Origin of the sequence: Kriegella aquimaris, assembly GCF_900103215.1 — a bacterium.
In the GTDB taxonomy this organism is placed as follows: Bacteria; Bacteroidota; Bacteroidia; order Flavobacteriales; family Flavobacteriaceae; genus Kriegella; species Kriegella aquimaris.
Window position 1 is genome coordinate 845586 of sequence record NZ_FNGV01000001.1, and the last position, 24696, is coordinate 870281.

Sequence of the window (24696 nt, forward strand, 5' to 3'; positions counted from 1 at the left end):
TTATTGCCTACATTTGCATGACTTTAATAGCCAAATGGCCGAACAATAGAACAGTTTATGAAAACGATTTTAGAAAGATATGATACCGACATTAGCTACAAACCTGTTGGAAAGTTTGAGGAAACCCGATATGAAAAAATACACAATGTCATTTTTTCCAATTCGAACGAAGCCTCTATCAAAGTTGCTCAAGAGATTTCCGATCTTATCAGAAAAAAACAAGCGTCGAACAAAACCTGTGTTCTAGGTTTGGCGACTGGTTCTTCACCCATAAAAGTTTATGAAGAGCTTGTCAGGATGCACAATGAAGAAGGTTTAAGCTTCGCCAATGTGATTACATTTAATCTCGATGAGTATTTACCCATGGAACGGGAAAACCGACAAAGCTATTATTTCTTTATGCATGAACATTTGTTCAATCACATCGATATTCCCGAAGAGAACATTAATATTCCCGACGGAACAGTTTCAGGGGAATCGGTCATTCAATATTGCTTGGCCTACGAAAAGAAAATAAAAAATAGCGGCGGGCTCGATTTTCAGCTTTTAGGTATAGGACGAACTGGGCACGTTGGCTTTAATGAACCTGGATCACATTATAATTCGGGAACCCGCGTAATTACGTTAGACCATATCACTAGGGTAGATGCCGCTCCCGCTTTTTTAGGTATAGAAAATGTACCCAGAAAAGCCATTACCATGGGTCTTGCAACAGTGCTAAGTGCCAAACGTATCGTTTTGCTGGGCTGGGGACAAAATAAGGCCGAAATTATTAAGAAAACGGTTGAGGGAGACATTTCTTCGCATGTGCCCGCCACTTACCTGCAACAACATGGTAATTGCACATTTGTATTAGATGTAGGTGCAGGTACGGAACTCACCCGAAACAAAACACCTTGGTTGGTCGATGAGTCGCTCCAATGGACAGAAGACCTTACCGCAAAAGCCATCGTATGGCTTTGTAATGAAACGGGAAAGTCAATCTTAAGCTTAACCGATAAAGACTATAATGACAATGGCATGTCAGGTTTATTGGCACTTGAAGATTCTTATGATCTGAACATAAAAATGTTCAATAGATTACAGCATACCATAACCGGATGGCCTGGAGGAAAACCTAATGCAGACGATACCCATAGGCCAGAAAGAGCCTTACCAGCAACAAAGAGGGTTATCATATTTAGCCCCCACCCTGATGATGATGTTATTTCAATGGGAGGTACTTTTGATCGATTAATCGAACAAGGGCACGACGTTCACGTCGTCTACCAAACTTCCGGCAATATTGCGGTTTCCGATACCGAAGCTTTAAAATTTGCTGAAATAGCCAAAAGAATAGCTCCATCTAAAGAGGCACAAACCATAATAGACTCTATCAAAACCAAAAAGGAAAGTAGTTTTGATTCTCTTGAGATACGGAGTTTAAAAGGCAATATAAGAAGGGGGGAATCATACGCCGCCGTACGTTATTTGGGTCTTGATGATGCCAATGTCCATTTTTTAGATCTTCCCTTTTATGAAACTGGAACGATTAAAAAGAAGAATCTATCCGATGACGATATTAACCTTGTCATGGACATTATTACAGAAATCAAACCGCACCAAATCTATGCGGCCGGTGACCTTGCCGACCCACATGGCACACATAAAGTTTGTTTAGATGCCGTTTTTGAAGCCATGGAACGCCTAAAAGAGGAACCGTTTATAAAAGATTGCTGGTTGTGGCTTTACCGAGGCGCATGGCACGAATGGGACATCAACGAAATTGAGATGGCCGTACCAATGAGTCCCGATCAAGTTCTCAAAAAACGATATGCCATATTCTGCCATCAATCACAAAAAGACGGTGTAATGTTCCAAGGTGATGATTCAAGGGAGTTTTGGATGCGCGCTGAGGAACGCAATAAAGATACCGCCTCACGATATCGAGCACTCGGCTTGTCCGATTATGCCGCCATGGAAGCATTTGTACGGCATAAGTTCGACTAACCTGTCAACCCACTGGTTCGAACATGGTAAATAAAAATGAGAAGCCATCGCTATAGGGTTTTCAAATCCAAAATAAAAGATGCAATTAAAAAAAGCCCGTTTCAAATTGAAATGGGCTTTTTCTATGGGAGAACAAATCGATTTTGGTACATTTAAACCAAATTGAATTCCATGGTGCAAAAAGACAAGTGGGCATGGGCTTGGGTGCCCGTACTCTATTTTACCCAAGGCCTCCCCTATGTGCTGGTCGTTACGGTATCGGTAATCATGTACAAAAAGCTAGGGGTCAGCAATGAAGATATCGGACTCTACACCAGTCTTTTATACCTGCCTTGGGTTTTAAAACCATTATGGAGTCCGTTCGTGGATCTCAAAAGCACAAAGCGTAAATGGTTTTTGAGCATGCAGCTACTCATTGCCATAGCCTTGCTTGGTGTTGGCCTTACCCTGCCCACAGACATGTTCTTTACGACTACTTTGGCCTGTTTCTGGATGGCCGCCTTCGCCTCTGCCACCAATGACATTGCTTCTGATGGTTATTATATGTTAGGACTAACAGAAAAAAAGCAATCATTCTTCGTGGGTATGCGCAGTACGTTCTATCGTTTGGCCATGGTCACCGGGGAAGGGTTAATCGTCGTGTTGGCCGGTTTTCTTGAAAACCGATATGGCGACAACACCAAGGCGTGGAGTATGACCATGACGGCAGCCGCTTTTCTAATGTTGATTTTGACCGTTTCTAACTTTTTCGTGACGCCGAAGTATGAAACGTCTTCAGATATTGTCACTCAAAAGCCGAAAGGTTTTCTCGAGGTTTTCTCATCGTTCTTCACCAAACCGAATATCGGAATCGCATTAGCTTTTATTCTTACCTATCGCCTAGGAGAATCACAACTGGTAAAGATGGCCGCTCCCTTTCTGTTAGATACTCCCGATAAAGGTGGATTGGGTTATTCTACCGAGCAATTGGGAACTATTTTTGGAACCGCTGGGGTTATCATGCTTTCATTGGGTGGAATTTTAGGAGGAATTCTGATATCTAGGGACGGACTTAAAAAATGGATGCTTCCCATGGTACTCTCCCTGAACATACCCAATGTACTTTATGCGGTTTTGGCGATGACCAAAACGACCAACATTTTTGCGGTAACGGCAACTGTGGTATTTGAGAAATTCGGCTATGGCTTTGGGTTCGCCGCGTTCTTAATGTACCTCATCTATATCGCGGAGGGCCCTTCTAAAACCTCTCATTACGCCATCGCTACGGGGTTTATGGCGCTAGGAATGATGTTACCAGGTATGATCAGTGGTTATATGCAACAATGGTTGGGCTACGGTGGCTTTTTTGTCTGGGTGGTCATTGCTGCCCTACCCGCACTGCTATTGTTGAAATTCATCAAATATCCGGCCGATTTTGGAAAGAAAACAGCAGAGTCAAATGAATAATATTCCTCCCTTAAAAAAAGCAAGCGAGCAACTCTCCCTAACCGAAAAAGTTGGACAGTTTTTTATGCCTGCAGCTTTTATCAATGATACGGAAAAAGAAATACAACATATAGAAAACTTGGTTAGGGAACAGGGAGTTGGCGGACTCTGTTTTTTTCATAGTCGTGCCAGCGCAGCGACCAATTTCGAAGGCAAAAAAAAGGTCGTTCATAATGCGAAGAGTTTTGATACGTTACAGGGCTTAATCAAACGCTATCAAAAAGCGTCCAAATATCCCCTTTTAATAGCCATCGATGCCGAATGGGGCCTTGCAATGCGCATTGAAAATACCCCTCAATATCCATACGCAATTACTCTAGGAGCTATTCAAGATAACAACGAGCTTATTTTTGAAGTTGGTAAAAATATTGCTTTGGATTGCAAAGCAGCGGGCATCCATTGGAATTTGGCCCCTGTAGTCGACTTGAATAACAATCCCGATAATCCGGTCATCGGTTATCGTTCCTTTGGGGAGGATAAAAACCAAATTGTCGAAAAAGCCAGGGCTTTTATTCAGGGAACACAAAGCGAAGGTGTTCTGACCAGTATCAAGCACTTTCCGGGGCATGGTGATACGGCTACCGATTCACATCTAGGACTTCCCTTGATCAGTAAATCAAAGGAAGCGTTGGTGGAAAACGAACTCTATCCGTTTCAAAAACTAATGGATGAAGGAGTCGATTCTATCATGGTCGGACATTTATCGGTCCCTGCACTGGCCGAAGGAAAAATGACTCCTTCAAGTATCTCCAAGGCTATCATCAAAGGGGTATTGAGAAAGGAGATGGGGTATACAGGAGTTGTTATTTCAGATGCCCTGAATATGCATGCCGTATCGAAAAATTATCCGGTAAAAGGCGAATTGGAATGGCTGGCTTTTGACGCGGGGAATGATGTACTTTGTTTTTCGGAACACTGCCCCGAAGGCATTCAGACTATCCTCAAAAAAGCTTCCGAAAAGCAAATTGAAGAAAGCTTTCAACGTATCTGGAAACTCAAGGAAACGGCAATTCACATTACAACTTCATATTCTAGTTCAGCACTTAAAACCGATGATGAACTGAATATAAAACTAGCCCATCAAAGCTTAACACTTTTCAAAGGCACAAAAGAAGCATTATCCGAGTTCTACACTACTTCTTTTACGGGTATTCAAAATTCACATAACACGGATAATCAGTTTTTTAAAACACTATCAGAAAATAAAAAATTCAAACACTGTACCTTAAACGGTACGGAGACTATAAGTGGAGAAAACGTTCTTTTGGCTTTATTTCCAAAGCAAATCAAACCTGCCCATAATTTTGGATTTACCGATAAAGAAATTACAGCGATAAACACACTTTTCAGAACCAAAAATGTCGCACTGTATCTGTTCGGAAACCCGTATGCACTTAATCTTTTTGACACAAAAAACGCCAAAGCCATAATCATCGCATATCAAAACTTCACGACCTTTCAAAAAGTTGCTTCCGCCCATTTTTTAGGGCAATTTGAAGCTCTGGGAAAACTGCCAGTGCACCTATAACATCGAGGTTATACTACCCTTGACTACGTCAAAATTTCACTTTTCTTTCCTAAATGTAATTTTAAGCTAGTTTGGGAGCGCTCCTAAAGGCCATTTTTTACGCGGAATCTTACTATTCTACAATCAATTTGGCTCTCATCACGGAAGAATGTCCAGGAAACGTACACACGATCCAATACTCACCGGGAGTTTCGGGAATCTGCACATAAATCGTCTCTGAAGATTCAGGCTGTAAAATTCCGGTATGGTTGAGAACCAAATCGGTATCAGGCACATAATTATTGTCAGGGCCATCTAAACCAAGAAGCAAGGCCAATCTACCCACTTCATCCACGGATTCTTTTCCTTTTTTGGTAATGACAAGATTGTGGAGCATATCGTCATTATTATTGAAGGTCAGCTCAAGTTTTGTACCTCGTTTGATACGTACTTCGGTCACATCATATTTTAAGCCGGGCAGGGTTCCGATGACCATCTGCTCTTCGGCACCATTGGTCCAACTAGCAGGCATTTCAACTGTTCTTTTCGGTTGTGCCGCTCCCTTACCCGAGAAGGGCATAGTGGACATAGAAGGAGATTTTAGTGTTCCTCCCGGCACTTCGTTCAACGTATAATAACCCGTATCGTGTAGCAACAACTCCCCCGAAGTCGCCTTTAACTCAGGAATTTCCAGCTGATGTATGAATCCTAAACGCATACCGTGGGCGGTCAATTTTACCGAACGTCCATCTGGGGCTACTTCGGCATTCGCTATCATGCCCATCTCGCGATCAATAATATCGCTTCCGTAGATATAGTGATAGTTGTAGGTAAATGTAGTAAGCTTATAGTTGGCCGGATTACTGGCCATGGTTTTATTAACGGGTTTGGTAAATTCAAGTTGGAAGCCATCATCCAACGCCTTCATCGATTTTATTTCAAAAGGCATTTTACCTGTCCACTTTAAACGTTGAAGTCCGTAAGGAGCTTTTCCCGTAGCAGACCAACCTCTGCTAGTCATACCAACGAACATGCTGGCATCACTACCCCATAGCATACGTAAAATACCAGAGGAGAAACCTTCGCGAAATGCAAATGACGCCCCTTGATATACTCCGTTAACTTTTTCCATAAAGACGCGCATAATTTTGCTGTGCCCTTGGTCACCTACGAACATTTGTCCTTCAAAAGGACCAAACTTGCCTTTTGTAGTATCATACACGATATCGGAAGTAGAAATACCTAAAATCGTATGTGGAAACCATACTGCCGGAGCCTTTAGTTCAGGAACTTTTTTGGCATACTCGTAAAGGGTCAACCCCGATTCCTTTTCAATTTCATCCTGCTTCAATTTCAGGGGTGAATTAGGTTCACCAGTCCAACGCAGTCCTTCCGGATTACCGGCAAAAGTGCCTTTTTCCAAATGTGTCATTCTTCCGGAGGCTACCCAATCGCCTTGATTCTCGGTATAAAAAACATCGCCCTCTGGATTGATCTGAAAACCTGAGGGCGATCGTAACCCTGTAGCGATAGGTTCCATCTCACCTTTTGGGGTAATTTTTAACAACCAACCACGCCATTTTACCAAACTAGATCCATGACCTATCCAAGAAAGGTTAAGCGTCACCAACATATCCCCATTATCCATAAACTTGGGACCGTAAGAGTAATCGTGGTAGTTACCCGATAACGGCCAAGAGTAAATAGTTTTGTACAAATCGGCTTTACCGTCCCCATTTTTGTCTTCCAAACGGGTGAGTTCCCCTCTTTGGGAAAGATAAAAGCTATTGTCTTTGAAATTGAGTCCGAGTGGCTCATGCAACCCGTGTGCAAACCGATTATAGATAGGGTTTTTCCCATAAGGCTTGTCGATCACCCACACTTCACCCCTTCGTGTCGAAACGCCCAATTGATCCTTGTTGTTCAGTGCCAATCCACCAACTTCCAATAAAACATCATCAGGTATCGGGACATCGATAATATCGTAATAGGCCGCTTCTTTCTTGGCCATTTCAGAAAGGTCTTGCGCGGAAACAAAAGAACCTAAATTTATTATAAAGACGAGTGCTACTATTTTTTTGCTGATCTGCATGTTTTTCTTTTTATTTACCAGATAATGCTGTAATTCATACTATGCTCCCCCGCCCCTACTTTTACGAGCAGCTCATCTTTGCCGTTGACATGACGTATCATAGGTTTTAAACTGTCGTTTCCTGAAAAGTCAACGAAATAACTTTCGTCATTTATGATATAAGTACCGTCTGGCAAGGCCTCTATTTTAGAACCATCGGCTATTTTATGCCATATTTCCTTATCTCCAGAAATCGTAATCGTACGTTTTAAGCCCCTTTTGGCCTTAACAGGAACAAATCGGTCTTTAATGACCGTGCCGTTGATTTCATGTGAAAAGGTAGGCACTCCCTTAGCATCGAATTCGTACCCCAATTGTTTTTGTACCACGTTCTCAGGAATACTGTCGCGCCAGACCGTTAGATCATCTTTTAAAAATTCAAAATCTGGGTCTCCATGTACCGAAACACTAAAAGCACCCGGAACGGCGAGTTGTTCAATTCCCCGAGAATGCCACATTTGGGTCGTATTGAGAAAACTACCGTCCCAAGCCTTTATAAGCGAACCAAAGGCCAAATCATAGGCGTAATGGATGCCTTCGGGCATACCCACTGAAATGACATGTGTTCTTTTGTGTCCCTCGTGCATTACAAAGCCGCGTTGGGTTACCGGCTCATCGGCGACGGCTACCATAATTTCATTAGCCGGTTTGCCCCTTCGAAGATCGAGCGAACCAGCAGCTGTCAAATTTTGTTTCTGTAGACCGGGTCCTTCTACGGAAAGCGTAAGGCCTCGATTCCAACGGTTGTGTTTATTGTATAACAACTTGAAAGGCACCTTACCTTTCTTTAGTGTCACTGTTGCGAATCCCGGCGAATCCAAATCATAACTTCCGTTAAAGCTGACCAACGTATCATTCTCGATTAGAAACGCTCCTCCTGCCTGGTTTACTTTGAAATCAAAAAGATAGTCACCATTTTCAGGTATAGACAACTCCCCTGTATAAACCAACAATTTCTGTGGTCTTTCTCCCGTAGCCATATGAGAAGAAATTGAATCGGTAGTAATTTCTCGAATTGGTGTTAAACTATCGATATTAGGAAATGTCTGTGATTCATTTTCATATTCGGCCATTTTTACCCCTTCCAAAGAAACTTCCTTTTCTTGATACAGTTTGTACCTTATATTTTTTACTGCAACCGGTCCGTGGTCACCTTGGATCATCAATGGACCCATAGGTTTTTCATCAGTAAATGCGGCGGAGCGTGTCGGTCCGGTCACTTCTATATTTTCATGAAGCAACTCCCCGTTCAAACGCACCTCTTCAAACCAGGCATTTTTTATTTTTTTTCCGCTAGAGTCGAACTTGGGTGCATGAAAGATAATTTTAAAGTGCTGCCAAAGTCCGGGTGTCTTTGCTACGTTGACCCTAGGAGCATGACCCTCGTAGCCTTTATCTTCATTTTCATCGTGACGCTGATAAATACCACCAATATCAGAATACTTCGGTTCCTTTACTCCCCAGCTGTCAAAAAGTTGTACCTCATAGCGGCCCTGAAAATACAATCCTGAATTGGAGTTAACAGGCATCATTACATCTAACTCCAATTCAATATCTCCGTGCTCAAATCCAGTAAAAAGATGGCCTCTTTTAGTATCATCAGGTAAATTAATCAATACACCGGTACCCGGGGAACCTGTAATCGTCTTCTCTTTTGCACGGTCAACATAGGCGCTACCGACTATTTGCCAATTGTCCGTAGTTTCTTTAAAGCCCGATATATCGTTTAATTCAAGCGTTGTAAATGGCAACAACTGAATGGGCTGCTCTTCGGCGGTTTCTTTTACTTCTGAAACTTTTTCAGTACACGAAGCAAGCATCGAAAACAATAACAGGTAAATGAGATATTTTGAATAGTTCATCAGGTGGTTTTAATAAAAAAAGAGCAACGGTTTTTGATTTTAATCACAAAAAAAATAGAAAACTAACAGATATGTTCAAGAATTAGCAGCGCTAATGTATGTCTTTTTGAGTTTAATGCAAAAAAGGAATTCCAATCGGCCAAACGTTTATTTGAGCATAAGACATTTCGAAAAATAGCTACTCCAGTTTTATGTATTTTTGAAAAAACGGGATGTAAAACAAAAATATGATAATGGTTACAATTGAACCGTTCAGTTGAAATCAAAAAAATGCAGGTTTCACACCTGTGGAAAGATTTTGAATTTCACTTATCCATACGGACAAAAAAAATTAAAAAATCAAGAGAACAACTTTTTAGCCACTTGAAAAGGTTTAAATCAGTTTTATGAAATTGAAAAAGATTGTAGGGTTAATGTCAGGCACCTCGCTGGATGGTCTTGACCTTGTATACTGCCATATTTGGAAAGCTACGGAAGGTTGGACATTTGAAATCAAGCAGACCAAAAGTATACCGTATTCCCCAAAAATGCATGAAGAGCTTAAAAGAGCTATCCTGCGTTCTGCAGAGGATCTGTTAGAACTGAATGCTACCTATGGTACTTGGTTGGGCGAACAGACCAAAGCTTTTATTGTTGAACATGACTTAGAGGTTGATTGTGTTGCTAGCCATGGGCACACCACCCATCACCGACCTGAGAAAGGATTTACTTTTCAAATCGGCTCGGGTCAACATCTGGCCAATGCCTGCGGAAAAAAAGTGGTCTGTGATTTTCGTACAAATGATGTTGCCCTCGGAGGTCAAGGCGCTCCTTTGGTGCCTATCGGAGATCGCCTTTTTTTCGAACAATATGATTTTTGCCTGAACTTGGGCGGTATCAGCAATATCTCTTTTGAAAAGGAAGGACTACGACTCGCCTATGATATCGGCCTCGCCAATATGATATTAAACCACATCACACAAAAACAAGGATTATCATATGATGGAGGCGGCCAACTCGCCCGTAAAGGAAGGTCCAACCCCGAGATGCTAAGTGCCTTGAATGCTTTGGAATACTATCGCCTACCTTTCCCTAAATCTATAGGTTATGAATGGTTTGTTGAAAAAGTAATTCCTATTGTTGATAGTACGTCTGACAGTATGGAGAACTTGCTCAATACAAGTATCCATCATATCTGCGAACAAATTACACTTCAGATAAAAGCGAATACCAAGAAACCAAAAAATACACTTCTTGTTACGGGCGGTGGGGCCCTGAACGATTTTCTGATAGACACATTACAAAAAAAATTAGGAGATAGCGTCGAGGTTGTCATTCCTTCCAAAATCATAATTGAGTTTAAAGAAGCCCTTGTTTTTGCACTTATGGGAGCTTTGCGATTGGATCATGACATCAATGTGCTCTGCTCTGTGACGGGTGCAAAAAGAGATTCCTCTAGCGGTGTCGTTTTTTTACCCAGTTGAGCTAAGTTTATAATTTTTTTGAAACACAGGCTAGCGAAAACGTTTGAGTTTGTGCTCAAATCACTATATTCGGAAACCAAATTAAAAAAATCAATACCATGTCGGAGAAACAAGATAAGGCAACCGCGTACTGGAAAGAAAACGTGAGATACTTATTCATACTTCTATTTATTTGGTTTGCTGTTTCTTACGGCGCCGGAATACTTTTTAAAGATGCCCTTGATACCATTAAAATTGGTGGTTTCAAACTCGGTTTCTGGTTTGCACAACAGGGTTCGATATACGTTTTCGTCATCTTGATATTCGTATATGTACGCCTAATGAACAAATTGGATAAAAAATACGGTTACGATGAATAGCCTCTCAGGTTTATACACTGTACTAGAAAAAAAACCAACAACCAAATGCTTCCGTAATCTCGGAAGTAACAAAAATCAACAATTATGAGTGTTCAAACCTGGACGTATTTACTAGTGGGCATCACGTTTGCAATTTATATCGGCATCGCCATTTGGTCAAGGGCAGGATCGACTAAAGAATTCTATGTTGCCGGTGGCGGGGTCTCTCCCTTAGCCAACGGTATGGCTACTGCTGCCGATTGGATGTCTGCCGCATCTTTTATATCCATGGCAGGAATTATTTCCTTTGCGGGCTACGATGGGTCTGTATATCTGATGGGCTGGACCGGCGGCTACGTTCTTTTAGCGCTTCTTTTAGCACCCTACCTTCGTAAATTCGGCAAATTTACAGTGCCTGATTTTATTGGTGATCGCTACTATTCAAAAACTGCACGAATCGTTGCCGTCATATGTGCCCTTATTGTTTCCTTTACCTATGTAGCAGGTCAGATGCGGGGCGTGGGCGTTGTTTTCTCCCGGTTTTTAGAAGTTGATATTAATACCGGTGTAATCATTGGAATGATTATCGTATTGTTCTATGCCGTTTTAGGAGGAATGAAAGGTATCACCTATACCCAAGTGGCCCAATATTGTGTTCTGATATTCGCCTTTATGGTCCCCGCAATTTTCATCTCGATTCAAATGACCGGAAACCCAGTACCACAGTTGGGCATGGGTGCCACGGTAAATGATGGTTCGGGGATGTTTCTGTTGGATAAATTAGACGGACTATCTACCGAGCTCGGTTTCGCCGAATATACCAGCGGCTCTAAAAGTGTTATCGATGTATTTGCCATCACCTTCGCCTTGATGGTCGGCACGGCCGGGCTTCCACACGTAATCGTTCGATTTTTTACTGTAAAACGCGTAAAAGATGCACGGAAATCAGCAGGTATCGCCCTTTTGCTAATTGCTATATTGTACACAACTGCCCCTGCGGTGTCGGTTTTCGCAAAGACCAACTTGATCAATACCGTAAGCGACAAGGCCTATGATTCAATGCCTATATGGTTTAAAAACTGGGAAACTACAGGGCTTTTGGCTTTCGATGATAAGAATAACGATGGAAAAATTCAGTACGTTGCCGACAAAGAAGCCAATGAACTGACCATCGATAATGATATAATGGTGTTGGCCAATCCTGAAATTGCCGACCTTCCGGCATGGGTAATTGCTTTGGTAGCCGCGGGTGGACTTGCAGCAGCGTTGTCTACCGCTGCTGGACTTTTATTGGTTATTTCCTCATCTATTTCGCATGATTTGATCAAGAAAGTATTCAAGCCTAATATTTCTGATAAAGGCGAACTTTGGGCCGCACGTATTGCCGCAACCGTTGCTGTTGTCATCGCTGGCTATTTTGGTATCAATCCACCGGGCTTTGTTGCCGCAGTTGTCGCCTTGGCCTTTGGTCTTGCCGCAGCATCGTTCTTCCCCGCTATTGTTCTAGGAATTTTCTATAAGAAAATGAACAAGGAAGGTGCCATTGCCGGTATGATTGTCGGTATAGTCTCTATGCTCGTATATATGATGAAATTCAAGTTCGATATGTTCGGAGGAGGTACCGCAGAAGATTGGTGGATGGGAATTTCGCCCGAAGGTTTTGGAACTGTCGCCATGTTACTTAACTTTATTGTTGCGGTAATCGTTATGCAATTTACTCCCGAACCGCCAGAAGACGTTCAAGAAATCGTCGAAGATATTCGAATCCCCAGCGGTGCGGGCGAAGCTACCGGCCATTAACTTTTTATCTATTTTCTAGTTTATATAAGCATATTAGTATGAGTAATTATCACATCAAACATTTAGAAGAATATTTTCAGGTATATCGAAAGTCGGTTCGTAACCCTGAAGGATTTTGGGAAGAAATCGCCGAAGAACATTTTGTATGGCGTAAGAAATGGAACAATGTCTTGAGCTGGGATTTTTCAAAACCCGAAATAAAATGGTTCGAGGGAGCTAAGCTCAATATTACCGAAAACTGCATCGATAGACATCTGCCTACGCGTGGCGAAAAAACGGCCATCCTTTTTGAACCCAATGATCCTAACGAAGAAGCCGAACATATTACCTACCGTCAACTTCATGAGCGTGTATGCCGAATGGCTAACGTTCTTAAGGACAACGGTATCAAAAAAGGGGATCGTGTCTGTATCTACCTCCCTATGATTCCTGAATTGGCCATTTCATTATTGGCCTGTGCCCGTATTGGTGCCATTCATTCCGTAGTCTTTGCCGGTTTTTCCGCTCATGCACTCTCAACACGAATCAACGATAGTGATTGTAAATTAGTCTTGACCTCTGATGGTTCATTTCGCGGTAATAAGACAATTGACCTAAAAGGTATTGTCGACAAGGCGCTAGATGATTGCCCTGGCGTACATACAGTGCTTGTGGCCAAGCGTATCGATTCGGAAATTAAAATGAAGGAAGGTCGTGACAAATGGCTACAACCTTTACTTGATGACGCCTACGCCGATTGCGTGGCCGAAATTATGGATGCCGAAGACCCCTTATTCATTCTTTATACCTCCGGATCGACAGGTAAGCCAAAAGGTATGGTACATACAACTGGTGGTTATATGGTCTACACGGCGTACACCTTTAAAAATATATTCCAATACCGTGAAGACGATGTCTATTGGTGTACTGCGGATATCGGTTGGATCACCGGACATTCGTATATCGTATACGGACCGTTGGCAAACGGAGCCACTACCGTGATGTTCGAAGGGGTTCCCTCCTATCCAGATTACGGTCGTTTTTGGGAAGTTGTAGAAAAACATAAGGTAAACCAATTCTATACCGCACCCACGGCCATTCGTGCCTTGGCCAAGGAGAATCTCGATTTTGTGGAAAAACATGATCTATCCTCTTTAAAAGTACTGGGCTCCGTAGGCGAACCCATTAATGAGGAAGCTTGGCATTGGTATAATAACAATGTTGGTAAAAAACATAGCCCGATCGTCGACACTTGGTGGCAGACCGAAACGGGCGGTATTATGATTTCACCCATTCCGTATGTAACCCCAACTTCACCCACCTACGCGACTTTGCCTTTTATCGGTATCCAACCCGCTTTGATGGATGAAAACGGTGCGGAAATCAAAGGCAATCAGGTTGATGGCCGTTTGTGTATAAAATTCCCATGGCCAGCGATTGCAAGAACCATATGGGGCAATCACGATCGCTATCGCGAAACTTATTTTACCGCGTATAAGGACAAGTATTTTACGGGTGACGGTGCACTACGCGATGGCGTTGGCTACTACCGAATCACCGGGCGTGTAGATGATGTAATCATTGTTTCGGGACACAACTTGGGTACAGCACCGATCGAAGATTCAATCAACGAGCATCCAGCAGTAGCCGAATCGGCCATTGTAGGTTTCCCACACGACGTAAAAGGAAATGCACTTTACGGATATGTGATTTTAAAGGAATTTGGTGAGACCCGTGATCGTGACAACCTCCGTAAGGAAATCAACCAGCAGATCACCGAGCATATCGGACCCATCGCCAAGTTGGATAAAATACAGTTCGTTTCCGGGCTCCCCAAAACGAGAAGTGGTAAGATTATGAGACGTATTCTTCGTAAGATTGCCAGTAAAGACACTTCTAATCTGGGGGACACCAGTACGCTATTAAACCCAGAAATCGTCAAAGAAATAATGGACAACGCCTTATAGACAAAAAAGTCTAAAAATAATTTCGCAAAGTATAAATCGCTTTGCACTTTGCAGATTACCCATAAATTCAATATAAACCTTTAGCCCATCTTAAATTGACAGGCTAAAGGTTTATGCTTTTCTTCCATTCAAAACATCTACTAAAAATACTTATATTAGTAGTATTGTTATTAAATAGTTCCCTCAAACTGTCTTTCAAGTCCTTTGGACAAAAAAAGACACCTTCTTCACGGAGGGAAGATACCGAACACCATATTATTCATTTGCCAAGGCATTTGCAAGCTATAAATGAATAGAAGTAAGCTATTTGAATTCTCCGTTGGACAGGAAATCTAAAGTGGTTGCTTTTATTTAATAATTACAAATTATACGAAATCGCGGAATACCGTTAACCAACACTAAAACCAGTTTTGATGAAGGAAATTAAAATGTTTATGGCCTACGCCTCCGAGGATGAGGAATACAAAGTACAACTTAGCAAACACCTCTCCGCCCTAAAAGAAGAAGGCTATATAAGCGAGTGGACAGCAGGGGAAATTCTGCCCGGTGCCAATGTAATGAGCGATCTTAGAAAAAGAATGAGCCGTTGCGATATTATTGCGCTGTTACTGAGTGCTGATTTTGTAGGTTCAGACGACGGCATTGAATTGGAGGAAATGGCTTTTGCCTTAAAAGCCAAAAAGGGAACGCGATTGGTACCCATCAAAATCAGGGCTTGTATGTTAAGTGACGCCTATGCCCAATTCAGTATGCTTCCCGACCAATCAAAACCTGTAGACGACCCCGCTTGGGGCAGTCGCGACAATGCTTATATGAATATCGCCGAAGGGCTTAAAAAATTGGCGCTTTCCATGCGCGATGAAGATGCACGTGGGGTTAGGGAGAAAATCAAACAAACCATGCAATCTACAGCCGCCGCTCCTTCTCGGCCGGTGTCCAGTTCCGGGAGTTCTGAAAAATCTTCCTCCAACAATAAAACTTTACTGATTAGTATAGGCGTTCTTGCCGCCCTATTGATCGGTTTAGCGGGGTTTATATTTATGAACAATGACCGCCTGAAAGATGATGAGACAACTATAAAACCGGAGAAGATAACCAAAGTCGAACCCCCCGTCGATCCAGTCAGTAATCCAGGTATTGGTGAAAATGCAACCGATGCTGAAGCGTACGACAACGCTAAAGCACAGAATAAGGTTGAAGCCTTTGTTGCTTATTTACGAAAATATCCCGAAGGAAAATATACCGCCGAAGCCAACAATTTTATCAAAAAAATAAAAAACGATAGCATAGCCAATGCAGCCAATAATTTAATTAAAAAACATGATGCGGATTGGAACAGTACGGTTAAGAGCAATGACCTGTTAAGCTATCAAGTGTATGTACGGAGTTATCCTGAAGGGAGCCACGTCACGGAGGCCAAAGAAAAAATTGAGCAGCTTAAGATAGCTGAAAGCGATAATCAAACATGGCAGAAAGCATCAGAAATGAATACGGTATCCGCTTATCTCCGGTATATGAAAGGATTTAGCCAAGGACTTCATCATGATGAGGCTATTGCTGGAATCAAGGGCCTTTTAAAAAAGCAAGGCTGGGCGTACTACGGCAAATTAAATGCAGATAAAAAAATGAACAATAGCCGTTATTTCAATCTATTTGATGGTGAAAAAGATGGAAATCCGAAAGTCGGAGATCTTATTCAAGTTCAGAAAGGAATCAATATACGGAAGGGTCCCGATGCCGATAATGCGACCATCGAATCACTACGAAAAGATCATATTGGCATGATTACCGACATAAAACCTGGGGTTTGGGTAAAAATTAATTATTGATTTATACCCCTATTAAAGGTGCCTCTGTATCCAGTACATAGAAAATACCGGTTATTTTGTAAGCATGTAGTCAACCAGTCTTTCAATACCATTGGCCACTTCGGTAAATGCACTATCCCTATTCGCAAATTCAGTAATGGGCTGGGCGTTTCGGGGGAGCGCTTGTAGTTTGGCATAGGGCAGACTGGTCCACTGACATTCTCGCAAGATAATGGGAATTACATAAGCGGTACCCTCTTCATGGCGCCGCATAGCCTCGGCCAGCTCTTTCTCCCAAATAAAATCGGAAGCATTAAAATCTACACTAACCAGCAATAAGATGATATTGGCCTTGTTCAGCTCATCCATGATGGTTTTGTCCCATTCTTGCCCGGGGATAAGCGCCCTATCGTTCCAAGTATCAATTTTACCCGAACGTTTTAGCACTTTTAGGTATTTGTCCATTTCTGTTTTTAGGGCCTCGTCTTCATGGGCATACGAAGTAAAAATATAGGCTTTGCTCATATTTTAGTTGGTTTTAAAAGTTTTTGCGGGGGAAGGAATATTATGTTAACGCGTCCTCAATGCATACGCTACCCCTAAATATACTTATAAAAGCAAACCCTACGGATAAAACGATTAACAAATTGAGTAAGAAGCAATATGTATACGTGGCATAATAATTTGAAGAAATAATCCTGTTCGAAACCTCAAATTTCTTAAAATCCAAGCTAGAAACTAGCGAACGGCGCGTCGTAGAAAAGCGGAGGGCTGGCGAAATACGGCGAATATAATCAGCGAAACGAGTCCGCAAATTGCCAGGCCAACAAAAAGCGGTAACACCGTAGTATCGACAAAACTACCGATATAAGTTGCAATGGGAACGGAAAGCATAGTGGATATAAACCCAGTAATAGCTGCACCGATACCCGCAATATGACCAATTGGCTCCATGGCAATTGATCGTAGGTTGCCCCAGATAAAGCCCAAACTAAAAAATTGAATCGACAAGAAAATTATTAGAATCAAAACTGGGGGATTTTGTCCCAAATTCCAAAACAGCAGCACGTAGAGCATAGAGATACTAAAAAAAGCGGTCAAGGCCATAAAGGCCAAACGACGCATACCGAATCTAAGCACCAATGTTCCGTTTAAAAAAGTAGACAGTCCGATAGAAATCGCTAAGCCAGCAAAAATAAAAGGAAACTCGTCGACCAAGTGGTACTGATCTTCAAAGACATGCTGAGAAGCACTTAAATAAACCAAAAATGCCCCGGTAATCAGACCAGAGATTATGGTAAACGCCATCGTTTCCCGATGTTTGATCAGTTCTTTTAATCCGTCTAAAAAAATACGACCCGAAAAGGGAATCTTATATTCCGGTTTAAGGGTTTCAGGCTGTCGTTTCCAAAACCATAATGCAATCAACACCCCAAAAAAGAGTTGCATATAGAAAATGGCTTCCCAGCCCATACTATCCATAATCAACTTCCCAAAAGCAGGGGCAACTACGGGTACCAAGATAAAGAAGGCGGTAACAAACGACATGATCCGCGCCATATAATCACCTTTGTACATATCACGAATAATAGATACGGTAATGGTACGGGGCGCCGAAAGGCCAATGCCCTGTAGAATACGCCCAGCGATCATCCATTCTAACGAAGGGGCAAAAACACACATGATACTGGCAATTCCGAATACGACAAAACCCATATATACAATGGGCTTTCTACCAAAACTATCCGATAGCGGACCGAAGAACAATTGTCCGACACCCAATCCCAAAAAAATCATAGTTATCAATAGCTGATGTTCAGTCGAATCAAAACTGTTGATAGCGATTCCTATGTTTGATAATGCGGGCAATAAAGCATCGATGGATAAGGCTGCGATAGACATCAACGAAGCCATCAAGGCCACAAATTCGAAGTTCGGTTTCGTCTGTTGAGTTTGCATCCGGCAAAAATACGGATATGCCCCTGAAAAGCTGTTAACAAAACTTCAATTTTGAAATAGGGCCAATTCGATTTTCGGCATTACGAGTTTAGACTCCTTTTTCGAGTATGAACGATAAAATTAGATAGTCCAAATCGTGGTATCCTTTAAAATTTTAACATAAAAGAGATTATAAATGAAAATAATTAGGAAGTTACGATAGCGACAGATCATATAAAATTTCGTTGGAAAGATGCAGAATATGTATTTTTGATCCAAATAAGCGAATATGTTGATTATAGGAATTGCCGGAGGTACCGGTAGTGGTAAGACAACGGTAGTCAATCAGATTATCAACGAGTTACCCAATGAAGAAGTAGGCGTCATCTCACAAGATTCCTATTACAACGATCTTTCGCACCTCACGCTTCCCGAACGTAAAAAAGTGAATTTCGACCATCCTAAGGCTATTGATTTTCCGCTTCTGGAAGAACACTTGACCCTACTCAAGGATGGAAAATCGATACATCAACCGGTTTATTCTTTTTTAGAATGTAACCGTACCGATGAAATGATTGTCATACACCCTAGAAAAGTACTGCTGGTAGAAGGCATATTGATTATGACCAATCCGCAAATACGTGCCATGTTCGATATCAAAATATTTGTTCATGCAGATTCTGACGAACGCTTGATCAGAAGACTGAAAAGAGATATCAACGAACGCGGTTGGAACCTGAACGACACCTTGGATTGTTACCAAAATACTCTCAAGCCGATGCACGACCAGTTTATCGAGCCTTCAAAAGAATATGCCGATATTATTATTCCCAACAATAAATACAACACTGTTGCAGTTGATATTGTACGCGGCATAATCAATGAAAAATTAACGTAGCAATTCATGGCCTTTAAAGATATCAAAAAGAAAAAATGGTTCAAAATAGCCACCAATGCCTATATTCTGGTGTTGACGGCATTTTTGGTCTGGATGATCTTTTTTGATACCAACTCATTTCTTATCCACTTGGAACTACAAAAAGAAATCGAAAAACTCGAAAAACAGCAAGAATTCTTGCATGATGAGATAGCAAAGGACAAAAAAATCATTGAAAAACTGTCAGATCCCGATGAATTGGAAAAATTTGCCAGGGAACAATACTACCTCAAAAAGAAAGATGAAGAAATCTATCTTATCGAATACGAGGATAGTCTAGATCAGTAATTCGTTTATCGATCGTTGGTTAAAGGCCCTACAATGGAGGGCGGAAACCAAAAGTTTAAAAAACCCACAGAAAGTGTGGTCGAAAACCCGCTACACCTCCCAACTTTAATAAACTTTAACGTTGACGACCCAAGTTATTCACCTGGTGTTAACAAAATACATTTTATGGCACCGTAAATAATCGTATTTTTACCCCTTAATCAAGTGGAATAATGGGCAAGATCATTGCGATTGCGAATCAAAAAGGTGGGGTAGGAAAAACAACTACAACAGTTAATCTAGCTGCTTCATTGGGTGTGTTGGAAAAAAAGGTGTTGTTGATCGATGCAGACCCCCAAGCCAATGCCACATCTGGGTTGGGAATTGATGTTGAGGGTATTGAATTGGGCACATATCAGTTACTGGAACATACCAAGAGTGCCGAAGAAGCTATTATTCAGACTTCTTCACCGAATGTAGACCTAATTCCTTCACATATCGACTTAGTCGCCATAGAAATTGAATTGGTAGACAAAGATGAACGGGAATATATGATGAAGAAGGCCATTTCCCACCTCAGAGACACCTATGATTACATACTGATTGACTGCGCCCCTTCTTTAGGTCTTTTGACATTAAATGCCCTAACCGCCGCAGACTCCGTGATTATACCCATACAATGTGAGTATTTTGCCTTAGAAGGTTTGGGCAAACTACTGAATACCATAAAAAGTGTTCAAAAAATCCATAACCCGGATCTTGATATCGAAGGTATGCTACTCACCATGTTCGATTCGCGCTTACGATTATCCAATCAAGTGGTGGAAGAGGTAAGAAAGCATTTCTCGGATATGGTTTTTGACACTATTATTCAACGCAATGTAAGATTGAGCGAGGCACCCAGCTATGGCGAAAGCATTATAAAATATGATGCCAGTAGTAAAGGTGCGGCCAACTATCTGAACTTGGCCAACGAAATGATAAAGAAGAATAAGGAGACGGTGTAAAATAATACAATGGCGAAAGCAACAAAAAAACAAGCTTTAGGAAGAGGCCTATCGGCACTCTTAAAAGATCCTGAAAATGATATCAAATCTGCCTCCGATAAAAATGCCGACAAGGTTGTAGGCAATATTGTCGAGTTGGAAATCGAGGCTATTGAAGTCAACCCTTTTCAACCTCGCTCCAATTTTAATGACCAAGCTTTACGCGAGCTGGCCACCTCAATTAAAGAATTAGGGGTTATTCAACCCATTACCGTTCGAAAACTAGGTTTTGATTCGTATCAACTGGTTTCCGGGGAAAGAAGGTTCAGAGCCTCAAAATTGGTCGGTCTAGAAACTATACCCGCGTATATTCGAATAGCCAATGACCAAGAATCATTGGAAATGGCCTTGGTAGAAAACATTCAACGCCAAGATTTAGACCCTATTGAAATTGCACTATCGTACCAACGCTTGATCGATGAGATCCAACTGACCCAAGAGCGCTTGAGCGACAGGGTAGGTAAAAAGCGTTCGACCATCGCCAATTATCTGCGATTATTAAAATTAGATCCGATAATTCAAACGGGCATGCGCGACGGTTTTGTAAGCATGGGCCATGGAAGGGCATTGGTCAATATCGATAAAAAAGAAGAACAACTTGCGCTCTATGAAAAAATAGTCGGCCAAAATCTTTCTGTTCGAGATACTGAGCGTGCCGTAAAAGAATATCAGGGTAAAGCTACTGGAGCTACTAAAAGCACCTCAAAGCCTCCTGCTGTGCCGAGCTTTGCAAAAGAAGACATTCAAAAACTCACCGATTACCTATCAGCCAAAGTGGATATCAAAAGCTCTGAAAAAGGCAAGGGAAAGGTGACCATCCCTTTTAATTCCCAAGAGGAATTCCTTCGAATAAAAAAATTGATCGTAGGTGAATAAAAACCTAATTATAAACCTCTTTTGTTGCCTTTTCGCAATATTCTGTTGTGCACAAGAGCAAGAACCCAATGCCGATGGCAAAAACCGTGAAACGGACTCTATTCAAAAGAATCTGAAAAAAGAGGGCATTGTGATAAAGGAAGGGAAAATCAAAAAAAGAAAACCGATCAACCCCCTAGCCCCAAGCAAAGCTGCATTTTATTCTGCCATGTTGCCCGGTCTGGGCCAAGTTTACAACAGACGCTATTGGAAAGTGCCATTGGTCTATGGCGTTATTGGAACAGGAGTTTACTCATACTTGTACAACGACGATTATTACGACCGTTTTCGGGCGGCCTTTAAAAGACGACAAGCCGGTTTTAGCGATGATGAATTCTGGGATCTTAGAACGCCCGATGACGGAATAATTCCCGCGGAACCCGATTTAGATATGGATGACCTCGAAAGTCAGCAAGAGCGTTTTCAACGAGATAGAGATTTGGCATTGCTGATTACCGTAGCAATGTATGTGTTGAATATCGTGGATGCCAATGTCGACGCACATCTTAAACAATTTAATATAGACGAGGACCTCAGTCTAGATATGAGGCCATACTTAGAGTTGAATCCAATAACCAGCAATCCACATTACGGGATGGCTTTTATTATAAAATTTTAAACATGAAAATCGCATTATTCGGATACGGAAAAATGGGTAAGATGATCGAGCAGATCGCCGAAAATAGAGGCCATGAGATTGTGGCCAAAATTGACGTCGATACGGTAGAAGTCGATTTTTCAAATATGGATGTCGCTATTGACTTTAGCATGCCAAGTGCCGCTTTCGGAAACATAACCCAATGTTTTGAACACGGTGTTCCTGTCATATCCGGCACCACGGGTTGGTTGCAAGATTTTAATAAGGCCCTTGCCCGTTGTGAAGAAACAGGAAGTGCATTTATTTATGCCTCAAACTTCAGTCTCGGTGTGAACATATTTTTTGAGCTTAACGAATATTTGGCCAAAATGATGCGACAGTTGAAGCAATATAATGTTGACATCGAGGAAATTCACCACACCCAAAAACTTGATTCCCCTAGCGGTACTGCAATAACCCTTGCAGAAGGTATTATTGCCAATACCGATTATACGGGTTGGAAACTTGACGAAGCGCCCAAAGGCGAAATACCGATTATAGCAAGACGTATTGCTGATACACCAGGAACCCATACCGTGAATTATGAAAGTGAAGTTGACACTATAGCTATAGTTCATACGGCCCATAATCGCCAAGGCTTTGCCCTAGGTGCGGTCATTGCAGCCGAATGGATTGTTGGAAAGAAAGGTGTTTTCACAATGAAAGATGTGTTAAACCTTGGTTAACAAATCTTTTATTTATGCCATAAATGTACTTATTTGCAAAGAATTCAAAGGAATTTCAAAAAATGGGAATATCTTAAAATGATACCCGCGAGACCCAGATAACTTTGTAAAGACGTTTGATATAACTGAAAACAATACCCTTGGTCAAAAAAGTAACAAATAGTAACCCAACTTCATAATACCAAATCTAAAGAACAAACATGGATACGACACAGTGGATCATATTTATACTCATAATACAGGTCATCCATTTTTTGGGTACTTGGAAGTTATACGTAAAGGCGGGTAGAAAGGCCTGGGAAGCTGCAATTCCCATCTACAACGCTGTGGTTCTTATGCAGATCATCAACCGTCCGAAGTGGTGGGTTATTCTTCTTTTTATCCCCATCATTAATTTATTGATGTTCCCTGTTATTTGGGTTGAGACCATTAGAAGTTTTGGAAGAAATAACCTTCTTGAGACCTGGTTGGTCATTTTAACACTAGGTTTTTATATCTATTATGTCAACTATATGCTTGACGTCAAGTACATAGAAGACCGTGACCTTCACCCAAGAACCGGTTTGGGCGAATGGGTAAGTTCCATTGTCTTTGCTATTGTAGCCGCCACATTGGTGCACACCTATTTCATTCAACCTTATGTAATACCTACCCCTTCATTGGAACGCACCTTGCGTGTGGGCGATTTTCTTTTTGTTAGCAAGTTTCACTATGGCGCCCGGGCACCAATGACTACTATTGCGGCCCCCATGGTTCATGATACCATTCCGAAATTGGGTATTCGCTCCTACCTGAACAAACCGCAACTCCCCTATTTTAGGTTACCAGGTTTTACAAAAGTAGACCGTAATGACATCGTTGTATTCAGTTGGCCTGCAGATACGGTACGTGTATTTTTCAAGAAAGAAGCTGGCGTAAAAAAGCCGATCGATAAAAAATCAAATTACGTAAAACGATGTGTCGGTATTCCCGGTGATTCACTGTCGGTAGTTGATGGCTATGTCTTCATCAATGGCAATCAATTAAAACTTTCGGATCGTGCCAAACCCCAATATGATTATAGGGTGTACGCACAAAATGGGGTTTCTTCACGGATACTTTCTGAAGTCGGACTTTCTGATTTCAACAGACAGTATGTTGCCCAATCATTGAGCCAGCCCCAGAGAATTGCCCTGCAGAGAAATGGCTATGGCGTTTATGATCAGGGGCAATCAGGTGTAGTTATTCTAACAGACCACAAAGGCATCTCTCCCGACCTTATTCGACAAAATCGTTTGGCCCTGCAAGAAATAGCCGATAGAACTCGCATTATTACGGCTACCGATGAAATGGTCACTAAACTTAAAAGCAATAGTACCATCGACTCCGTAGTGCGTATCGTGACGCCTAAGGGACAAAGAGGTGTTGGATTGTTTCCCCAAAGCCCCGATTACGATTGGAATTATGACAACATGGGGCCTATTTATATTCCTGAAAAAGGAAAAACCGTGGATTTGAATCTTAAAGTACTACCCTTATACAAGAAAATCATTCGCGATTACGAGAATAATACAATTAGCGTTTCGGGAAATCAAATCAGTATCAACGGTAAGCCGACCGACACCTACACCTTTAAACAAGATTACTATTGGATGATGGGTGATAACAGGGCACACTCTGAAGATAGTCGCGCCTGGGGATACGTTCCTGAGAATCATATCGTGGGAACCCCGATTTTTATTTGGATGAGCATTGAAAATTTCAATGACGGACTTTCCAATTGGGAAGTGCGTTGGGACCGGGTATTTACCACTGTCAATGGCAATGGTGAACCTGTTTCATATTTCAAATACTTTTTGATTGCCTTAGCAGCTTGGTTTGTATTCGATTATTTCAGGAAAAAGAAACTAAAAGGAAAAAGTTGATTTTGGAATTTTGTTTTTTACCATAGATAACTTAATG

The 24696-nt window shown here is 41.7% G+C and carries 19 protein-coding genes; 15 read left to right on the plus strand and 4 right to left on the minus strand.

Annotation, left to right across the window (positions count from 1 at the left end):
• Window positions 1–57: 57 nt before the first annotated feature.
• The 3 genes from nagB (at window position 58) to BLS33_RS03545 (ending at window position 5002) form a co-directional block, all read left to right on the plus strand.
• Window positions 58–1989 (plus strand): glucosamine-6-phosphate deaminase, encoded by a 1932-nt coding sequence (nagB, locus tag BLS33_RS03535; protein ID WP_089885346.1) that lies wholly within the window; start codon window positions 58–60, stop codon window positions 1987–1989.
• Between the two features lie 171 nt (window positions 1990–2160).
• A complete protein-coding gene (locus BLS33_RS03540) occupies window positions 2161–3435 on the plus strand; it encodes an MFS transporter (RefSeq protein ID WP_089885348.1) in 1275 nt (424 codons plus the stop codon).
• Complete coding sequence (locus tag BLS33_RS03545) at window positions 3428–5002, plus strand: glycoside hydrolase family 3 protein (protein WP_089885350.1); 1575 nt, start codon at window positions 3428–3430, stop codon at window positions 5000–5002. Before BLS33_RS03540 ends, BLS33_RS03545 begins: the two co-directional genes overlap by 8 nt.
• Window positions 5003–5114: 112 nt before the next feature.
• Here the strand turns inward: BLS33_RS03545 and BLS33_RS03550 are convergent, their stop codons facing one another.
• Together BLS33_RS03550 and BLS33_RS03555 are read right to left on the minus strand one after the other, a co-directional pair.
• Complete coding sequence (locus BLS33_RS03550) at window positions 5115–7073, minus strand: plastocyanin/azurin family copper-binding protein (protein ID WP_089885351.1); 1959 nt, start codon at window positions 7071–7073, stop codon at window positions 5115–5117.
• A 14-nt stretch (window positions 7074–7087) separates the two neighbouring features.
• Window positions 7088–8974, minus strand: a complete 1887-nt coding sequence (locus BLS33_RS03555; RefSeq protein ID WP_089885353.1) for a 3-keto-disaccharide hydrolase — start codon at window positions 8972–8974, stop codon at window positions 7088–7090.
• A gap of 386 nt (window positions 8975–9360) precedes the next feature.
• Between BLS33_RS03555 and BLS33_RS03560 the strand changes: the two genes are divergently transcribed.
• The 5 genes from BLS33_RS03560 to BLS33_RS03580 all read left to right on the plus strand — a co-directional run bounded on the left by BLS33_RS03560 (window position 9361) and on the right by BLS33_RS03580 (window position 16350).
• Window positions 9361–10437 (plus strand): anhydro-N-acetylmuramic acid kinase, encoded by a 1077-nt coding sequence (locus BLS33_RS03560; RefSeq protein WP_089885355.1) that lies wholly within the window; start codon window positions 9361–9363, stop codon window positions 10435–10437.
• Between the two features lie 98 nt (window positions 10438–10535).
• Entirely contained in the window at window positions 10536–10796 is a 261-nt protein-coding gene (locus tag BLS33_RS03565) for a DUF4212 domain-containing protein (RefSeq protein ID WP_089885357.1), read from the plus strand.
• Between the two features lie 84 nt (window positions 10797–10880).
• Window positions 10881–12575 (plus strand): sodium:solute symporter family protein, encoded by a 1695-nt coding sequence (locus BLS33_RS03570; RefSeq protein ID WP_089885360.1) that lies wholly within the window; start codon window positions 10881–10883, stop codon window positions 12573–12575.
• Between the two features lie 38 nt (window positions 12576–12613).
• Complete coding sequence (gene acs, locus BLS33_RS03575; protein ID WP_089885362.1) at window positions 12614–14521, plus strand: acetate--CoA ligase; 1908 nt, start codon at window positions 12614–12616, stop codon at window positions 14519–14521.
• Window positions 14522–14934: 413 nt separating this feature from the next.
• Window positions 14935–16350, plus strand: coding sequence for a toll/interleukin-1 receptor domain-containing protein (locus BLS33_RS03580; RefSeq protein WP_089885364.1), 1416 nt, complete (start codon window positions 14935–14937; stop codon window positions 16348–16350).
• A gap of 51 nt (window positions 16351–16401) precedes the next feature.
• Here BLS33_RS03580 and BLS33_RS03585 read toward each other — a convergent pair whose 3' ends face one another.
• Window positions 16402–16854 carry a toll/interleukin-1 receptor domain-containing protein gene (locus BLS33_RS03585; protein ID WP_089885366.1) on the minus strand — a complete coding sequence of 151 codons (453 nt, stop codon included), beginning with the start codon at window positions 16852–16854 and terminating at the stop codon, window positions 16402–16404.
• A gap of 213 nt (window positions 16855–17067) precedes the next feature.
• Window positions 17068–18288, minus strand: a complete 1221-nt coding sequence (locus BLS33_RS03590; RefSeq protein WP_089885368.1) for a multidrug effflux MFS transporter — start codon at window positions 18286–18288, stop codon at window positions 17068–17070.
• A gap of 268 nt (window positions 18289–18556) precedes the next feature.
• Between BLS33_RS03590 and udk the strand changes: the two genes are divergently transcribed.
• The 7 genes from udk (at window position 18557) to lepB (ending at window position 24659) form a co-directional block, all read left to right on the plus strand.
• On the plus strand, window positions 18557–19165 hold the full coding sequence (gene udk, locus BLS33_RS03595) for a uridine kinase (RefSeq protein WP_089885370.1): 609 nt from the start codon (window positions 18557–18559) through the stop codon (window positions 19163–19165).
• Between the two features lie 6 nt (window positions 19166–19171).
• Window positions 19172–19492, plus strand: a complete 321-nt coding sequence (locus tag BLS33_RS03600) for an FtsB family cell division protein (RefSeq protein ID WP_089885372.1) — start codon at window positions 19172–19174, stop codon at window positions 19490–19492.
• A gap of 212 nt (window positions 19493–19704) precedes the next feature.
• The gene (locus BLS33_RS03605; protein WP_089885374.1) at window positions 19705–20478 is read left to right on the plus strand and encodes a ParA family protein; all 774 of its coding nucleotides are present in this window, start codon (window positions 19705–19707) and stop codon (window positions 20476–20478) included.
• A 9-nt stretch (window positions 20479–20487) separates the two neighbouring features.
• Window positions 20488–21393 (plus strand): ParB/RepB/Spo0J family partition protein, encoded by a 906-nt coding sequence (locus tag BLS33_RS03610; RefSeq protein ID WP_089885376.1) that lies wholly within the window; start codon window positions 20488–20490, stop codon window positions 21391–21393.
• On the plus strand, window positions 21386–22051 hold the full coding sequence (locus BLS33_RS03615) for a DUF5683 domain-containing protein (protein WP_245731263.1): 666 nt from the start codon (window positions 21386–21388) through the stop codon (window positions 22049–22051). Before BLS33_RS03610 ends, BLS33_RS03615 begins: the two co-directional genes overlap by 8 nt.
• Before the next feature lie 2 nt (window positions 22052–22053).
• Entirely contained in the window at window positions 22054–22755 is a 702-nt protein-coding gene (dapB, locus tag BLS33_RS03620) for a 4-hydroxy-tetrahydrodipicolinate reductase (protein ID WP_089885377.1), read from the plus strand.
• Between the two features lie 200 nt (window positions 22756–22955).
• Entirely contained in the window at window positions 22956–24659 is a 1704-nt protein-coding gene (gene lepB, locus BLS33_RS03625) for a signal peptidase I (protein ID WP_089885379.1), read from the plus strand.
• Window positions 24660–24696: the final 37 nt, after the last annotated feature.

What these genes read in the sequence shown, in the direction of transcription:
- nagB (WP_089885346.1), top strand. Translation starts at nt 58, where the DNA reads ATGAAAACGATTTTAGAAAGATATGATACCGACATTAGCTACAAACCT.
- BLS33_RS03540 (WP_089885348.1), top strand. Translation starts at nt 2,161, where the DNA reads ATGGTGCAAAAAGACAAGTGGGCATGGGCTTGGGTGCCCGTACTCTAT.
- BLS33_RS03545 (WP_089885350.1), top strand. Translation starts at nt 3,428, where the DNA reads ATGAATAATATTCCTCCCTTAAAAAAAGCAAGCGAGCAACTCTCCCTA.
- BLS33_RS03550 (WP_089885351.1), bottom strand. Translation starts at nt 7,073, where the DNA reads ATGCAGATCAGCAAAAAAATAGTAGCACTCGTCTTTATAATAAATTTA.
- BLS33_RS03555 (WP_089885353.1), bottom strand. Translation starts at nt 8,974, where the DNA reads ATGAACTATTCAAAATATCTCATTTACCTGTTATTGTTTTCGATGCTT.
- BLS33_RS03560 (WP_089885355.1), top strand. Translation starts at nt 9,361, where the DNA reads ATGAAATTGAAAAAGATTGTAGGGTTAATGTCAGGCACCTCGCTGGAT.
- BLS33_RS03565 (WP_089885357.1), top strand. Translation starts at nt 10,536, where the DNA reads ATGTCGGAGAAACAAGATAAGGCAACCGCGTACTGGAAAGAAAACGTG.
- BLS33_RS03570 (WP_089885360.1), top strand. Translation starts at nt 10,881, where the DNA reads ATGAGTGTTCAAACCTGGACGTATTTACTAGTGGGCATCACGTTTGCA.
- acs (WP_089885362.1), top strand. Translation starts at nt 12,614, where the DNA reads ATGAGTAATTATCACATCAAACATTTAGAAGAATATTTTCAGGTATAT.
- BLS33_RS03580 (WP_089885364.1), top strand. Translation starts at nt 14,935, where the DNA reads ATGAAGGAAATTAAAATGTTTATGGCCTACGCCTCCGAGGATGAGGAA.
- BLS33_RS03585 (WP_089885366.1), bottom strand. Translation starts at nt 16,854, where the DNA reads ATGAGCAAAGCCTATATTTTTACTTCGTATGCCCATGAAGACGAGGCC.
- BLS33_RS03590 (WP_089885368.1), bottom strand. Translation starts at nt 18,288, where the DNA reads ATGCAAACTCAACAGACGAAACCGAACTTCGAATTTGTGGCCTTGATG.
- udk (WP_089885370.1), top strand. Translation starts at nt 18,557, where the DNA reads ATGTTGATTATAGGAATTGCCGGAGGTACCGGTAGTGGTAAGACAACG.
- BLS33_RS03600 (WP_089885372.1), top strand. Translation starts at nt 19,172, where the DNA reads ATGGCCTTTAAAGATATCAAAAAGAAAAAATGGTTCAAAATAGCCACC.
- BLS33_RS03605 (WP_089885374.1), top strand. Translation starts at nt 19,705, where the DNA reads ATGGGCAAGATCATTGCGATTGCGAATCAAAAAGGTGGGGTAGGAAAA.
- BLS33_RS03610 (WP_089885376.1), top strand. Translation starts at nt 20,488, where the DNA reads ATGGCGAAAGCAACAAAAAAACAAGCTTTAGGAAGAGGCCTATCGGCA.
- dapB (WP_089885377.1), top strand. Translation starts at nt 22,054, where the DNA reads ATGAAAATCGCATTATTCGGATACGGAAAAATGGGTAAGATGATCGAG.
- lepB (WP_089885379.1), top strand. Translation starts at nt 22,956, where the DNA reads ATGGATACGACACAGTGGATCATATTTATACTCATAATACAGGTCATC.